This is a genomic window from Spartinivicinus ruber (assembly GCF_011009015.1).
GTDB classification, from domain to species: Bacteria; Pseudomonadota; Gammaproteobacteria; order Pseudomonadales; family Zooshikellaceae; genus Spartinivicinus; species Spartinivicinus ruber.
This window is the reverse complement of the sequence record NZ_CP048878.1, coordinates 262,696-278,539: the sequence shown is the minus strand read 5'-3', so window position 1 is coordinate 278,539 and position 15,844 is coordinate 262,696. Positions and strand designations below refer to the sequence as shown.

The following is a 15,844-nucleotide window of genomic DNA, read 5'->3' as shown; positions in this document are numbered from 1 at the left end:
ATCCTTATCCCTTTGCAATATCCTCTGCTGCACTCATAGCCGTTAAAATACATCCTGTTAAAAAAGTGCCTTCTAAAGAGCGTTTGCCGCATAGACCACCACCGCCAAATCCTGCTGCTTCACCGACTGCATATAAGCCTGGCATCATCTGTTGATCTTGTTGCATAACCTGACTGGCTAAATTAGTTTGAACACCACCAAGGGTTTTACGTGAAATCAAGTGTAGTTTAATGGCTATTAGCGGGTAAGCCTTTGGGTCATCAATAGGCTTTATTCGACAAGTTCTTACTTTATCCCCCCGCCAAGTGCGTAACTGCTTTATCCTGCGTAATTGATCATCATTGTAAAACTGTCTCCCCCTACTAACATTTTGGTCATAACAATTAATAGTATTTTTCAACGTATCGCTGCATAGATGAGAGCCTTCTGATATTTTTTTCATTTTATCTGCCAGCTCAGTGATGCTATTTGCTGTGACCACATCAGCTGATCGGTTGACTAAATAGTCCACCAGCCAATGGTTGCCTCGCAGGTTTTCCAGTAAAAAAGGAATTAGCCTTCTATCACGTAATGATGGATTATGATCAGCTCCTGAAATCGCCAGCTCTTTTAAAGCAATGCGTTTATTTAAAATCTGCCAAGTATAACCAGCAGGCTCCTTTGCCACTTGCTGACATAAAAAATGGGTATCATACCCCGTCACTAAAGGTTCAGGCCCCATTCGCTCACCCTTAGCATTAAGCCATAAAGCTGATTTGGCAGGAATTAAACTCAGACCATGATCAGTAAACTGTGGTGAGGGATGATGAATACCAGCCGCATAATTCCACATCTTATCCAAGTGAGTGACAGCACCGCCTAGGCCAATCACTTGATTATGAATATGGCCATTTGCAGATGGGTGCGCCCCATTAAGTAAACGACCAGGCTGATCGCTAATCGACCAATAGCTTTTCACTTTTTCTATATTGCCGGCAATTCCACCCGTGGCAATCACCAATGAGGAACACCGATAACAGTGCATCTGCTCAGTATCACTTGTTGCTGATAACTCATAGACAGCCCCACCTCGGTTAATATGCTGGATAGTTTGCTCATACTTAATGGTGAGTTGCTGGTTTACATTAAACTGATTAATTCCCGCAACTAATTGTGAAATCAACCTGGCAGCTGTACCCCACAATACATGATAACGGGGTACTGAGTTACCTGGTGTATAAAGCCCCCGTTCTACCCACTGTACCACTGGAAAAAATTTTAGCTGCAAAGCTTTGAGCCACTGCCACAACTTGGGTGAAGACTGAATATAATATTCAGCCCACTGCCGGGGCCAATAATCGTTTGGAGAAAACTCCGCAAAACTATGCCAGTCTTTCTTAGCAAGTGACATACTGTCTTTTATTCTATTTAACCTTTGCAATGGTGTATCTACCAGCAACATTCCACCAAATGCCAAGCGAGCCAAACCACCTAAGTGGCAGGGTGGATTTCGCTCAATAATTAACAGAGTTCCTTTATAAGAAGATTGTAAAAGCTCATAAGCAGTGACTAAGCCTGCCAACCCACCACCAATAATAATCGTGTCATAGTAGTTATACATAATCAGTAGTTATATAGTGAATGAGGCTGGAAATAGAGAAGCAGATCCTTGCCATAGCCTTCAAGAATGATTTTTATAAATACAACGAGCATTCGTAAATTGAAATTACTATGTACCTAAAGAATATGTCACCATAGCAAATTGTCGCAACTCAAAAATGGACCACTGGGTAATTTATTCGATAGGTAACGAGTAGTTTAATTATTGACTAGCAAGTTCTCATACAAGAAAATCACCCACAACTTAATCTACAAGTTTCAACAGTGGTTAATCACTTATACCAATCTTCCAAAAAACTCAAGATCACAAGTCGCAGTCAATTACAAAATATTTTGGCACCAATATCTCATGATTAAAATGATGTAACTCACCTTCACCCACACAATAGCTAACCATACAACACATCAGGTAACAAATTGATAGATTTTCAGTACAAGCACTATATAAATCTGTTTTTTTTAATGCTTGTTTCTCAGAAATTCCTTCAAAGGTCGTGTAATTTTGCCAGCTATCAGCCTTACACGAGCACTCATTAAAAAGTGTGAACTTCAGGCTTAGTTGATGTGAAACGTTACCATGTTCCAAACTGTTAACGTGAAATATTACCAAGCCTAAATAAAACACCTTAAAGTAGGTTATTAGCAGTGTAAGGTTCTTGATTGAATTCAAATAATTAAATGACCACAACTTTACCTTACATAAAGGGTGAAAATAACTGGCTTATGATTATGCAAAAATACAACACTTTTGATTATGTGTTGTGTATCCGCATGCTCATAAAAACGATAAGTCCGTTTTACCCGTTATTAAGAGTATATGCCTGTTAAGTGTAAGTAAGAGGTTTGGTCTGAACAACAAAAGTATGAGATGAGGTTTCTATGGGCCGTCCTATAGAGTTTAACAGAGACGAGGTTCTTGATCAGGCCCTCGAAGTTTTCTGGAATACTGGCTATACCGCCACGTCTGTAGCTGACTTGGTCGAAGCCACAAGCTTAAAGCCAGGCAGCTTATACGCAGCTTTTAAAAGTAAACGTGGCCTTTATATGGCTGCAATTGACTGTTATGCACAACGCCGGCTGGATAAGCAGGTTTGTTGTTTTGAGTCGATAGACTCACCATTAGCAGCAATCAAACTTTATTTTGAGCAGTTAACCACAGACATTTTGCAGGATAACGAATCAAAAGGTTGCTTTTTAGTTAATACATTACTTGAAGTGGCTCCTCACGATGAAGGCATTCATCAAAAAGTGAGCAGTTATTTACGACAAATAGAAGCTGGCTTTCGCCATATGATTGAAAAAGCTCAAAAATCTGGTGAAATTACAGCAGACAAAGATCCAAAAACACTATCTCAGTTGCTGATGATTGGCATTACTGGTTTACGCGTGCTTACAGGAACTAAACCTAATAAACAGGAATTGGATCATATGTTAGCTCAACTATTGAGCAACTTGACAAGCTAGTAGCTATTTACATGGAATTTTTAAAACAAGCACAGGGGTAAAACCCATGCTTGTTTTTCGTTTAAGTGACTCAGGCAAGAGAATTTAATTCTCTTGTCATTGCCTCCAACTCTTCCTGTGCCAGCATCCAGTCATCCTCCAAAAGTTGTTGTTGTTTTTTAAGCTGGCTTTGCTCATCTAATAACTGACGTAATTTCGTTTTATTTTTTTCCTCATACAAAGAGGAGTCTCCTAGCACTTTATTTAATGCTTCAAGCGCTTGGTCGTTTTTATGAATATCTACTTCAAGCTGTTCTACTTTTTGCTTAAGTGGTCTTAATTGAGCACGCATCTCCGCTTCCACACGCTTTTGTTCCTTTCGCGACTTCGAAGCATTTTTGTTCAGTTCTTTGCTTGTATTTTCATCATCCTGCTGGCTGTCGATGGTAGTTTTTAACGCCAATTGTGCTTTCTTTTGTTCAATGAGCCATTTGCTATATTCAGATAAATCCTGCTGATAAGGTTTTACCTGCCCGTCACTTACCAACCATAAGTCATCGACCGAGCTATTTAATAAATATCGATCATGTGAAACTAACACTACAGCACCTTCGAAATTTTGTAATGCCCTTGTCAATGCAAAGCGCATATCAATATCTAAGTGGTTGGTAGGTTCATCTAATAACAGCAAATTTGGTGCTTGCCAAGCTATCACTGCCAATGCCAAACGGGCTTTCTCTCCACCAGAAAAATCTGCAATAGTGGCAACTGCTTGATCCCCCACAAAATTAAAACCACCCAAAAAGTCTCGAATAGCTTGTTCTGAAGTTGTAGGTGATAAGCGCTGGATAACTAACAGCGGTGTAGCAGACACATCTAAAGCATCCAAATGTTGCTGAGCAAAGTAACCTATTTTAAAATTTTGCCCTTCCTTTTTTTCTCCTGCCTGGACAGACAATTGTCCCGCCAGCGTTTTAACTAGCGTTGATTTACCTGCACCATTTGCTCCAAGCAAACCAATTCTGGCACCAGGTTGAATATCAAGGTTAACCGACTGCAAAACAATCTTATCTGGGTAACCTAAGTCAGCTTGATGTAATTGCAATAATGGGCTGGAAACCCGATTGTTGTTGCCAAAACTAAATGAAAATGGGCTATCGACATGAGCCTGAGCAATACGCTCCATTTTATCTAAGGTTTTTAACCGACTTTGGGCCTGCCGCGCTTTAGATGCTTTGGCTCGAAACCGGTTAATAAACTTCTCTAAATGAGCGATTTCTCGCTTTTGTTTTTCATATAACGACTGCTGTAAAGCAAGCCGTTCTGCTCTAATTCGCTCGTAAGCAGAGTAATTGCCTGAATAACTGTGAAGCTGTTGTTGCTCAAAATGGATTACTTGATCTACTACGTTATCAATAAAATCACGGTCATGGGAAATTAATAATAATGTCCCATGATAACGTTTCAGCCACTCTTCCAACCAAATAATGGCATCAAGGTCTAAGTGGTTGGTTGGCTCATCCAATAACAGTATATCTGAGCGGCACATTAGTGCCTGTGCTAGGTTTAAACGGATCTGCCAACCACCAGAAAAGGTATCAACTGATTTTTGATAATCTGATGGGTTAAATCCTAAACCCTGAAGTAATTGCTCAGCTCGATAGTGAGCAGTATAACCATTAATGGCATCCAGCTCAGCATGAATAAAGGCTTCTCGCTGGTGATCTTGCTGTTTTTCAGCCAATAATAACGCTTGCTCCAGCGATCGTAGTTGTGCATCACCATCAATAACATACTCAACTGCAGCTTTATCACAATAACCCACCTCTTGTTGCATATGGGCAATACTGGCTTTCTCTGGCATTAATAGTTCGCCACTATCAATGGTGAGCTGACCTAACAGCATAGCAAACAAACTTGACTTACCAGAGCCATTAGCTCCAATTACCGCTACTTTTTGGCCATTATGAATAGTTGCACTGGCACCAACCAATAACTGCTTACGGCCACGAAATAATGAGATATTTTCCAACTTAATCATATACTAGTGCTGCATCCTATAAACAAGTAGCGCTAGGCATTATCCTTGAAAAAATAGGAACATGCACCTTTGTCTGCAATTTAATATCAGAATTAGGAGATTAAGTGAATCTAGGCACAATTCCTCAGGTTTCAGCCACCGCCAATCCTTTCTGGACTTTTTCCTGCACTGTTTATCAACAGACAAACATTGCTAAAACTGCTTTACAATTTCAAAACCAATGGCAGTTGAATATTAATATCCTATTGTTTTGTAGCTTTTGCAGCCTGCATCAGCGGAGGCTCAGCAAGCAGAATAGCCAACAACTATGGCAGCAATTAGCTCAATGGCAGCGGGAATATACTTTACAAATCAGAAAACTCAGACAAAAACTTAAAGGCTACAGTAAAGGGGAAGACAAATCGCTTTATCAACTAATGAAGCAAGTTGAGTTACATTTTGAATACCAAGAGCAGCAAATCCTTTTCGGCCTATTCGATAGCCTTGATCAAGACGACCAAAAGAACCTGGATGATCTATTTATTACCAATACATCAAACTATCTTGATAGTATTAATCAATTTCCATTTCAAGAACTACAAGCAGCACTTCTGTTATGGTTTAACGAGATAAAGCAATATTGGCAAAATCACCGTAAATAAACAGGAATAAAAACGCGAAATGGGACTAAAAGTCCCATTTTCGCCAGCCACGGCTTCAGCTTTTGAATACTTTTTCTGGCAGCAGCTTTTAGGTAGCGACTACCAGACAAGCACTACATATCTGTCGCCGGATCAAAAATACTACGAATATTGTCGTCTGATGAATCATCCGGCTTTTCTTCAGTCGTAGTTTCCTGCTCTTCTGCTTGTGGTGCTTCTTCAGCTGCTGGCTCCACAGCCTCTTCAATTGTTTCAACTTCAACTACTTCTGGTTTTTCTTCAACAACTTCAAAACCAGTATCTTCTGTTAGTTGATCCAGCAAAGACTCTTGAGTTGCCTCTGGAGCAGTGGTCTCAGCTACTTTTTTCTTAGGTGGACGGCCGCGACGACGTGGCGTAGCCTCTGCAGCTTCAGTAGTAGCGGCTTTTTTGGGACGACCTGGACGCTTCTTAGCTGTGGTAGCTACTTCTGCTGTCGCGGCTTTTTTTGGACGGCCTGGACCACGTTTAGTTGTCGTGCCGGCTTCCGCTGTCGCGGCTTTTTTGGGACGACCTGGACGCTTCTTAGCCGTCGTACTGGCTGTTGCAGTAGCCGCTTTTTTCGGACGACCTGGACCACGTTTAGCTGTTGTACCGGCTGCTGCAGTAGCCGCTTTTTTTGGACGACCTGGACCACGCTTAGCTGTCGTGCCGGCTTCCGCTGTCGCGGCTTTTTTGGGACGACCTGGACGCTTCTTAGCCGTCGTACTGGCTGTTGCAGTAGCCGCTTTTTTTGGACGACCTGGACCACGTTTCTTAGCTGCCGTACCAACTGCTGCAGTAGTTGCTTTTTTTGGACGACCTCGGCCGCGTTTAGCAGTTGCACCAGCTGTTGCAGCCCCCGCTTTTTTCGGACGACCTGGACCGCGTTTAGCAGCTACTTTTGCTGCCTTTTCAGCTATTACAGATTCTTTTTTTGCTAATTTAGCTTCTTCTTTTGCTATTTCCTTCTCTGCTACAGCTAATGCCTTAGCACGTATTTTCTCATACTTGGCATTTAACTTAGCTTCAGCCTGAACATTTTTCACTTCGTCAGCAACAGCTTTTAGCTGATCAAGCTCTTCCTTAACAGAGCTAACTACTAACTTAGCTTTTTCAAGCTGGTTAACGGCTGCAGCAGTCTTTTTCAACTTGATCTTTGCCTGTGCAGCGGTTTGGCGTGCTTTAGCTTTCTCATACTTAGCCTTAACCTTGGCTATTTGCGCCTTAGCCTTAAGGTTATTTTTTTCTGCATCTGCAAGACGTTTCTCTTTTGCTTTTTCAAGCTTATCTTGCAGTTTCTCTATTTCCTGTTGAATTTCAATAACCGGATCTACTGCCTTCGCAGCAGCTTTCCGTCGAGTCACCTTTTTTTTGACTGGCTTCTTGGCTGGCATTTTACATCCTCATCGAAAAGTGGATAAAAGAATTATACGATTAAAACAATTAATATCCATATTTAATGGAAAAAAAATATTATTTTTTTGCTAGCTTATCGAAAATTAATCCCCATCGGCAAACCTTCAATGAGAAAACTGCCACATGAGTCCTGCAATGACCTCCATTCATTCATGATATCTTAGAGCGTGTTTAATATTTACCATAGCTTCCTAAGCGCAAGATATACCTAAAGTGCAGGATATTAGAAACCAGCCAGACAATTTGCTAAACCGTTATCTGTAGCACGCAGGTTTTGCTCACCAAAAAACCAAGCAGTTCCTTGCACCAATCCATAAATCTCCTACCAAGGTAACCAACAATAATTTAGCCAATACAGCCACAAGAGATGGAATAAATATACTTCAAACTATTAATAGTCAATACTCATATAACTCTGCTGCCTTTTAATAGACAACCAATTGAAAGATAACAATCATTTTGCAACAAATTTGGTCAATACTTGTTCTTATAGGAGCAATTTTTAGCGCTCCTGTCAGCTTTCACTCATGACTATTGTTAAGAGGGTTCCCCATGATCAAGCGAGTGGTTTTTAACCAGAAAGGAGGCGTAGGAAAATCAACTATTGCCTGTAACCTAGCAGCTATTGCAGCATCTCAGGGTAAGCGAGTATTACTCATTGACTTAGATAGCCAGCGTAATTCTTCTTGCTACTTACTTGGACATCAATACAACAGTAGTCTATCTACCGTAGCAAACTTTTTTGAACAAAGTTTATCCTTCAGTTTAGGCGGCGTTAATCTAAGGGATTACACTTTGAAAACTAACTACCCTAATTTACAGTTAGTACCAGCAGCAATACACTTAAGCGAATTACAGCACAAACTAGAAACCCGCCATAAAATATATAAACTAAAAGAAGGGATCGACCGGCTTGAACCTTATTTTGATGAGGTTTACATCGATACTCCTCCGGCTTTCAACTTTTATACATTATCAGCCTTAATTGCAGCTGATAATTGCTTAATTCCCTTTGATTGTGATCAGTTTTCCCGACAAGCATTAACTGATTTATTGGCAAATGTTACAGAAACTCAGGCAGATCATAATGCTTGCTTAACTGTTGAAGGAATTATTGTCAACCAATTTCAGCCTCGGGCTAAACTCCCTCAGCAATTAGTGGATGAGTTAATTGTTGAACAATTACCTGTATTAAATGCTTATATTTCTACCTCAGTTAAAGTTAAGGAGTCTCACCAGGCCTCAACACCCCTAATTCACTTTGAACCCAAACATAAAGTAACCCAAGAGTTTTGCCAGCTTTATCAAGAACTTTGTACAGCAGCCTAAGAAAAGTTTTCTTAAGCAGCCCCAGCTTGGTATTAAAGATAACACTGTGCGGGCGAACTTTTGCCTTTACTGCGGTTCAAAGGCAAGATATGGTTTGAGCAACGGAATGGCCATCCAAATACAAACCCTAGGTCATAGCGCAACAATTGGTCGTAATGACCATGACTCGTCGTAATGGTAATAGCGGTAAAACAGTAAAAGGTAATGAGATAACGAGATGACAATGAAATTTAAAATGCTTGCTGCTGGCATCCTGCTAGCCTCCACCTCTGTAGTGGCTACTGCAGAATCCAAAGCTGTTGAGCTGGCAGATGAAAAGCAAAAGTTAAGCTATGGTCTAGGGATAATCTTGGGTGAAAGACTTAAAGCTGATTTTGATTCACTGGATATCAACGCATTAGCTAAAGGTGTTGAAGACTCCATTCAAGGAAAAGAGCCTGCAATTCCTCAAAAAGAACTGATGGCACTCATCCAAAAGGCACAGCAAGAAAAAGCCCAAGTCGCCCAAAAAGAGTACACAGCTAAAGCTGAGGCTAACCGCAAACGTGGTGATGATTTCTTAAAAGAAAATGCCAAAAAAGATGGTGTAAAATCCACTGATTCAGGACTTCAGTACAAAGTATTAAATGCTGGTAACGGTGAAAAGCCAAAAGCAGAAAATACAGTGGTTGTTCACTATGAAGGCCGCACCTTGAATGGTGATATTTTTGATAGCTCATACGAGCGCAAAGAGCCTGCCAGCTTTGGGGTAAAACAAGTAATTCCAGGCTGGACCGAAGCCTTACAATTGATGGCTAAAGGCTCTAAATGGGAACTGTATATTCCATCCAAACTTGCTTACGGCCCAGGCGGCTTCCCTCCTAAGATTGGTCCAAATGAACTATTAGTTTTCAAAGTTGAGTTAGTAGATATTAAAAAATAATTAGCATTCCCATGAAAACCATTTCTCTACAGCACTTTATATTGCCATCATGAGTAATGGTTTTCACCTCTAGTGGCGCATGCACAAAGTTGTTAACTTTTTGGCACATGAACCACTAGCCCGCTTATTTTTTTAGCAAATAAGCATAACCATTTGACCCTAGCGCATAATAAGTACCAGCACTTTCTCCAAATGCTACAGATTGCAAAGCAACACCTGTTGGCAACCACCAACTTCTTTTTGACACAACCCAACGATTCAGAATTTTTTTATCCTTCACTCGATAAAGTTTAATTTCACGATTATTTGAGCCAGTTAATAATTGCGACGAATCTGCAGAAAATCTGGCACTGGAATAAGTATCACCACGCTGCATCCAATGTACATATTCATTAAGCTCATGAACCAGCTGACCCGAAGCTGTTTCCCTAATTTGCGCTAATCCACTTTGTGCGCTGATAAAAGCATAAAAACCATCAGGAGATAATGCTACTGTAATAATTTTATTTCCCAAATCCCAGCTATGCAGCATTTCACCTGTATTTAAATTCCATAACTTAGCCGTAAAATCATCAGAACCAGTTACTCCCAAATCACCACTCGCTGAAATTGCCACATCGTTGACTCTGTCTTCATGCTCAACAGTTCTAATAATTCCACCCTGTTTAATATTAAAAACAATGGCACGAGTATCACTGCTAATACCCATAAAAGCTAAACCACCATCCTGAGTCAGACCTAAACTGGATACCTCTCCAGGTGCTTGCCAATAGGCTAATGACTGTCCAGACTTCAAATCCCATAAAACAATGGTTCGTAAATCATCTATCGTAGCAGCAACCAGGTCATTCCCTGCAATTCCCACTGCCACTAAATCACTATATTGCCCCTTGGTATGATTCCAGTCATAGAGTCGTTCTGGCTTTGTTAAATGCCAATAACTACCACCATGGTAAATAGAACCAATCAGTGCGTAATCACCATTACTGGATAGTGTAGAAGTATAATACCCCTGAACTGCTAGCTCCCAGAGCTTTGCTTCATCTGAACCTGTACACCCTGGCAACAACATAAGCCAAACAACAATCATGGCTGATAGCTGGCTGCGCGATGATAAAAAATATTGTTGTCGACTCCTTGCCAGTTGGTAATCCATGTTGTTATTGGCTTTTTCTGCTAGAACGGATTAAGTGTAGTATAGCTTTCGAGAATGATATTTCCCCAGAAGCCGCTGAAACAACAACACTAACAGTGTTATTAAAAAGGTAGGAATAGACAGAACTTGAGTTGTTCTGCCTATAATTCTTCTTGAAAAGCAATCGCCCTTAGCAAGTGACAGTGCTCTGGTGGGGTGTCAGCTTCAGAGTGACAATCGCTAATCAGCCCCTCAAGAGCTTGCTTAATTTGTAGTAAATCCGCCACCCGCTTTTCAATATCAATTATCTTTTCTTTTGCTACCGCATGGATTTGCTGATGCTGGCTGGTTAGATCAGGTGTATGACTTAAGTTAAGTAATTCTTTTATTTCTTTTAAGGAAAAGCCCAGTTTTTTTGAACGTATAACAAATTGTAGCCGGTTGGTGTCTGCTTCGGAATAAACTCGATACCCCGAAGCTCTTCGATGGGGGGAAGGTAACAAACCTTGCTTTTCATAGTAGCGAATAGTATCAACGGTCACATTGCAACTTTTCGCTAGCTGGCCAATGGTAAAGCGCTGCTCCATGACATGCCTCCAAGCCCGAATAATTCACCCGATTACAGCAATTTAGCATGCAACCTAGTGAGATCAAAGTCTTCAGTATTTGGCATGTTTTATCACTAAAAGCTGCCTGATAGCTGCTGAGGCTATACCATTAGCTCTTTATGGGAGTTATGCAAAACTTCTATAAGCTGATCTTCCAAGGTAAACCTCTCTTCAAGCACTTGGCCTACCACTGATAGCTCAGAAGGAAATTGATCAATCAGGTCATTACAATGTGCTGTTGTATCAAATCTATCGTTGAAGTTTAATAGGACCTCTGTTGTTCCCTGGATCTTTGGATAAATTTTGTCAGCTAACTCCAGACCACCATCATTAAACTCTTTCCCTTCTTTTAATAACTGCTCATACACTTCAAAGTGACCTGCTGAGATATAATCTACCAATATCTGGCAAAAAGCCTGCACTCTTTCAGGCACAGCCTCACTCTTGTCTTCATCAAAAGCGTTTAGGCCACTAAGCTTACAATAAGTAACTAATAGCTCTTGCCTCTCATTTAACCAGCGATCGATTATTTCAGACACTCCCCCCCAACGTTCTTTAGCAGTTTTACAACTCTCAAGCATCACTCGTTACCCCACTATTTGTTGCTGTCTTGCTTTCTACTTTGCTGACCTGATCTCAAGCTTTTATCTAGTGTTATTCTTCACTGTATATATCTGCTTCCCCAAGCAAGCAGACCTTATCCATATCCGCTAGATTAGGCCAGAGAGATTTTTGCAGCAAGTAAAATAATTGATTGATAACTGACAAAATTGCTTGACAAAATCGTATTAAAAAAGCGTCTTGTAAGGGGAAAAAGCTACAGGTAGGATTAAGTGTTTTGGTTCACTGCTTTATAGAAATAATCTGTAAGGCCCCTAATAAAAAGCAATAAAAAATAACCTAACAGAACTAGCCGAAGTTATAATCAGAGACGCAGGCTATATTCTACTTCCTGGATAATTCACCAATCAAATTGCTAATCTTATGTGATCAGGCAAACTCCCCAGGTTTAATCAATATACCCTATTAGTTAATTCACTTTGACCAAGCTACAAACAGATTAAGTATTATTCAATTACATTTAATGGATACTTAGCTGAAGATTGCTCTTGGCCCTCTTTGCCTGAACAACTCAACTAAAGAAAACAGTGTAAAACCAATGAAAGCCACTAAAGTCCAGCCAGGAATACTTAATCCTAAGAATCGCCAAACTACCTCTGCACAATCACCCGTACCTGTTAACATATGCCCCAGAACTTCAGTAAAAGGCAACACATCCATCATATATTCAACACTAGGCATACACTCTGGTACCTGGTCAGGCGGCAAGCTTTGCAACCATAATTGCCTGGTGGCTAAAGCGACACCAAAGCCGGAAAACAGCAAGGCAGCTCCTCCATAAACACGGTAGCCCTTACTCTCAGGCCCATGTATCACCGCAATAAGACAGACCAATGCAATAGCCATGAATACAATTCGTTGCATAATACACATTGGGCAAGGCTCCAAGCCAAGACCATGCTGCATATAAAGAGCCCCTCCAAGTAGCGCTACACACACAGCTAAAGCAAGCAAAAATAAAAGTCTGGACTGAGGTAGTGTCATAGATAATTGCTCCCGCTTTTTTAAGACACCCAATGGTTCAAATGGGACTACACTAGTGTAGAGAAATGCTATATGCAAGGGTCGTGTTTGTTGTTGTAGAGCGCTAAAAACATTGTTAGTTCATTTCTCGGGTTAATTAGCATAAAGCTTCACCAAGGTGGGTATATGCTTAAGAAAGTACTTTTTTTTGTCAATATTTTGCTTACTAGTTTATGGCTAACCAGCCAACCTTGCTTTGCCGAAGAAGAGGAAAAAGCACCTGTCGAATACATAGAACTCAAACCCTCATTTGTGGTCAACTATGGTGCTCCCAAAGGCCGGCTTAAGTATTTGAAGGCTGATATTTCTGTTCGTGTTTATGGAAAACCTGCTGTAGCAAAAGTTGAGCAACACATGCCATTATTGCGTGATGGTTTGGTACTGTTATTTAGCCGCCAACTTGAGAAAGATATAAATACAGCAGCAGGAAAAGAAAACTTACGACAAGAGGCGTTAAAAATTATCCAAAACCGCCTCAAAGAAGAAGAAGGCAAACCCATTATTGACGACTTGTTGTTTACATCATTTGTAGTACAGCGTTAAGCAGCTGAAATACTTAGCTCATACTGATGCAAACCATCATCAAAACCAGCTAACCAAGCAGCCGCCAACCTCCTATGCCTGTAGGGAGGGGCCTTAAAAACTGTATTGACACCTGCCTGGTAACCTTGTTGGTAGGCGTTCGTTAAGTCATCCAGTGAACATTCCCCCATCTCACCGTCACTGGTTTCAGCCTGATCTGGCGCTTCCTTTTTAGTCATATTTACCGCCCTGGGTATATGCTTTTAGATAATAATGAAGGCTACACAACATAGGGTGTACTATGCAGCCTCTTAGCTAGCCTTAAATCAGACTAATCATGTCGTTCTATTTTTATTTATAGTGCTTTTGCCAGTAAAGCAGCGTGATAATCATCACAAAATGAAATATTCTGCCAGGCTTATAGCCTAATCTTAAAAATTTCCGATTTATGAAGACAAAAATAAAGCTTAGCTAATCCATATATTTCATTAAATTTTAGGTTATTCTAGCCTGAGTATTAATGCTCAGACCTTCTGCTTCACATCCTTCAAGCCTTTGGAACCTACAAAACTTGAAGGCACATATTTAACCAATACAACCTGGGTCGCTGATACCTGGTGAAATAGAACTAGCAAGAGGGGCTTTAGAAAGAGTACGAAAATAGTCAGCCAAGAACTCAGGAAAGCTTTGAGTATCCTTAGCCTCTAGATGACGCTGATCAATCCAAGACTGCTTAGCTAAAGTGTCAAAATAGTTTTGCCGCTTAGTACAAAGTGATGTTGCTAAGAAGTAATCAGCATGCTGCTTAGCTAAAACGACACCAAACTCTTTAAAGCTTAATTTATTTTGCTGTAACTCAGTAATGACTTTTGCTGAAGGTGTCTGCCCACTATCTTCTACTTTGCCTAATTGCTCCTCAATAGCCAATTTATGATTGGCTCCGCCCCAAGCACTATCCAACAATTCAGCAACCGGCTTCAACTCAGTTAACAGCTGTTCAGCCCAATCCGTTAACTTAATTGGTTGTTCCTGCCTTATTAGCATTAACCCAGGTTTACGGCCTTCATTAACTGTTTGGTCAAAGTTATGCTGAATCGCTTTGCACTCCAACTGATCAATATCAGGGCTATCCGCTAAAGCACAATACGTTAAAAATACATCTAAAAAATGACTGGTCGTTAAGTCAATTCCTAGTGGAGTAAAAGGGTTTAAATCCAAACAACGAATTTCAACATACTCCACCCCCTTTCCAGCCAACGCATCAATGGGGTGCTCACCTGACTGAGTAATTCGCTTTGGTCTTACAGGACTGTAATATTCGTTTTCAATTTGCAATAAATTAGAGTTCAATTGCTGGTAATGGCCATTAACATTAACACCAATTTGCTCATATTTAGGGTAAGGAGTTTGAATCGCTTTACTTATCGTATCAACATAACTGGATAAAGTGTTATAACATATGTTTAAGCCAGCCTGTGCATTATTTTGATAACCCAAATCACTCATTCGTAGGGAGGTTGCATAAGGCAAATAAAACGTATCATGATTAAGTGGTTGCAAATTATGCTTATCATGCTTTAAAAAATTTCTGCTTACTGCAGGCGAAGCTCCAAATAAATACATTAATAACCAGGCATAACGGCGAAAGTTACGAATCATGGCGAAGTACTTTGTGGATTGAAAATCCTCTAAAGTCAGATTGTTTTTTTCCTTCTCTTTTAGTAACTCCCATAACGCGGTTGGCAACGAAAAATTATAGTGAATACCCGCTATCGTCTGCATTGCTTTGCCATACCGATGCGCTAAACCCTCTCGATAAACATACTTCATTTTACCAAGGTTAGAATCACCATAATAAGCAATGGGAATTTCCTCATCAGAACCAAGCAGACAAGGCATACTATTAACCCATAATAATTCAGCACCTAAATGTTGGTAGGTGTATTGATGCAATTGATGCTGAAAATGCAAAGCATCTGCCGGATTATGGTAAACAGGCGTAATAAACTCCAGCAAAGCTTCTGAGTAATCTGTAGTGATATAAGGGTGAGTGAGTTTTGAGCCAAGCTGATCAGGGTGAGGCTGTTGAGATAAGTGTCCTGCTATATCTACTCGAAGACTTTCCTTTTCAATGCCATGCTGAAGCTGCGAAAGCAGTTGTACATTGTCTGTTTGACTTAATACTGCAAGAATTGCCTGATACTTAGTAGTCAAAGCGCTACTTCCTTCAGTTAAAAGTAATAAACAACACCACTATACAGAGCTTACTTGATTGTCAGAAAAGTAAAGCGTTTTTACCAGTATGCAAAAGTCTAAGTATTCTCTATTTATAGCTATCTAAGTTTATTACATGCAGACTAACGATTTTGTTCAAGAATAGCAAAATTCTACTTACCATCAGGTTTAGTTACTAGCCCCCTGGCGACTTAATGATAACAGTAAGTGTTATTTTTATTACTTTATATCCTGCTACCTCATATCCACTAGCTTTCAGTGCCTTTATAAGCAAAAGGCTGAACAATG

General features: G+C 40.3%; 14 protein-coding genes. 5 read left to right on the top strand and 9 right to left on the bottom strand.

Annotated elements, in window-relative coordinates; genetic code table 11:
• Nucleotides 1-4: 4 nt before the first annotated feature.
• Complete coding sequence (locus G4Y78_RS01285; RefSeq protein ID WP_163830916.1) at nt 5-1,600, bottom strand: FAD-dependent oxidoreductase; 1,596 nt, start codon at nt 1,598-1,600, stop codon at nt 5-7.
• A gap of 878 nt (nt 1,601-2,478) precedes the next feature.
• Here G4Y78_RS01285 and G4Y78_RS01280 point away from each other — a divergent pair.
• Complete coding sequence (locus G4Y78_RS01280) at nt 2,479-3,063, top strand: TetR/AcrR family transcriptional regulator (protein WP_163830914.1); 585 nt, start codon at nt 2,479-2,481, stop codon at nt 3,061-3,063.
• Between the two features lie 70 nt (nt 3,064-3,133).
• Here G4Y78_RS01280 and G4Y78_RS01275 read toward each other — a convergent pair whose 3' ends face one another.
• The gene (locus G4Y78_RS01275) at nt 3,134-5,083 is read right to left on the bottom strand and encodes an ATP-binding cassette domain-containing protein (protein ID WP_163830913.1); all 1,950 of its coding nucleotides are present in this window, start codon (nt 5,081-5,083) and stop codon (nt 3,134-3,136) included.
• A 104-nt stretch (nt 5,084-5,187) separates the two neighbouring features.
• On the opposite strand from G4Y78_RS01275, the gene G4Y78_RS01270 reads away from it, so the two are divergent.
• Entirely contained in the window at nt 5,188-5,724 is a 537-nt protein-coding gene (locus tag G4Y78_RS01270; RefSeq protein ID WP_163830911.1) for a TIGR02444 family protein, read from the top strand.
• A 113-nt stretch (nt 5,725-5,837) separates the two neighbouring features.
• Here G4Y78_RS01270 and G4Y78_RS01265 read toward each other — a convergent pair whose 3' ends face one another.
• Nucleotides 5,838-7,139 (bottom strand): hypothetical protein, encoded by a 1,302-nt coding sequence (locus G4Y78_RS01265; RefSeq protein ID WP_163830909.1) that lies wholly within the window; start codon nt 7,137-7,139, stop codon nt 5,838-5,840.
• A gap of 574 nt (nt 7,140-7,713) precedes the next feature.
• On the opposite strand from G4Y78_RS01265, the gene G4Y78_RS01260 reads away from it, so the two are divergent.
• Both G4Y78_RS01260 and G4Y78_RS01255 read left to right on the top strand, forming a co-directional pair.
• Nucleotides 7,714-8,490 carry a ParA family protein gene (locus G4Y78_RS01260; protein ID WP_456242951.1) on the top strand — a complete coding sequence of 259 codons (777 nt, stop codon included), beginning with the start codon at nt 7,714-7,716 and terminating at the stop codon, nt 8,488-8,490.
• A 223-nt stretch (nt 8,491-8,713) separates the two neighbouring features.
• Nucleotides 8,714-9,412 (top strand): FKBP-type peptidyl-prolyl cis-trans isomerase, encoded by a 699-nt coding sequence (locus G4Y78_RS01255; RefSeq protein ID WP_222937618.1) that lies wholly within the window; start codon nt 8,714-8,716, stop codon nt 9,410-9,412.
• A gap of 124 nt (nt 9,413-9,536) precedes the next feature.
• Here the strand turns inward: G4Y78_RS01255 and G4Y78_RS01250 are convergent, their stop codons facing one another.
• The 4 genes from G4Y78_RS01250 to G4Y78_RS01235 form a co-directional block, all read right to left on the bottom strand.
• On the bottom strand, nt 9,537-10,568 hold the full coding sequence (locus G4Y78_RS01250; RefSeq protein WP_163830906.1) for a WD40 repeat domain-containing protein: 1,032 nt from the start codon (nt 10,566-10,568) through the stop codon (nt 9,537-9,539).
• A gap of 140 nt (nt 10,569-10,708) precedes the next feature.
• A complete protein-coding gene (locus tag G4Y78_RS01245; protein ID WP_163830904.1) occupies nt 10,709-11,134 on the bottom strand; it encodes a heavy metal-responsive transcriptional regulator in 426 nt (141 codons plus the stop codon).
• Nucleotides 11,135-11,256: 122 nt separating this feature from the next.
• A complete protein-coding gene (gene rsd, locus G4Y78_RS01240) occupies nt 11,257-11,736 on the bottom strand; it encodes a sigma D regulator (protein WP_163830903.1) in 480 nt (159 codons plus the stop codon).
• A 511-nt stretch (nt 11,737-12,247) separates the two neighbouring features.
• Complete coding sequence (locus tag G4Y78_RS01235; protein ID WP_163830901.1) at nt 12,248-12,760, bottom strand: disulfide bond formation protein B; 513 nt, start codon at nt 12,758-12,760, stop codon at nt 12,248-12,250.
• Between the two features lie 165 nt (nt 12,761-12,925).
• On the opposite strand from G4Y78_RS01235, the gene G4Y78_RS01230 reads away from it, so the two are divergent.
• Nucleotides 12,926-13,342: a flagellar basal body-associated FliL family protein gene (locus G4Y78_RS01230; RefSeq protein WP_163830899.1), complete on the top strand. Its 417-nt coding sequence runs from the start codon at nt 12,926-12,928 to the stop codon at nt 13,340-13,342.
• Here G4Y78_RS01230 and G4Y78_RS01225 read toward each other — a convergent pair.
• Nucleotides 13,339-13,560: a ribosome modulation factor gene (locus G4Y78_RS01225; protein ID WP_163830640.1), complete on the bottom strand. Its 222-nt coding sequence runs from the start codon at nt 13,558-13,560 to the stop codon at nt 13,339-13,341. The two genes, G4Y78_RS01230 and G4Y78_RS01225, sit on opposite strands and share 4 nt — an antisense overlap.
• A gap of 346 nt (nt 13,561-13,906) precedes the next feature.
• Nucleotides 13,907-15,535 carry a glutamate--cysteine ligase gene (gene gshA, locus G4Y78_RS01220; protein ID WP_163830898.1) on the bottom strand — a complete coding sequence of 543 codons (1,629 nt, stop codon included), beginning with the start codon at nt 15,533-15,535 and terminating at the stop codon, nt 13,907-13,909.
• Between the last annotated feature and the right edge of the window lie 309 nt (nt 15,536-15,844).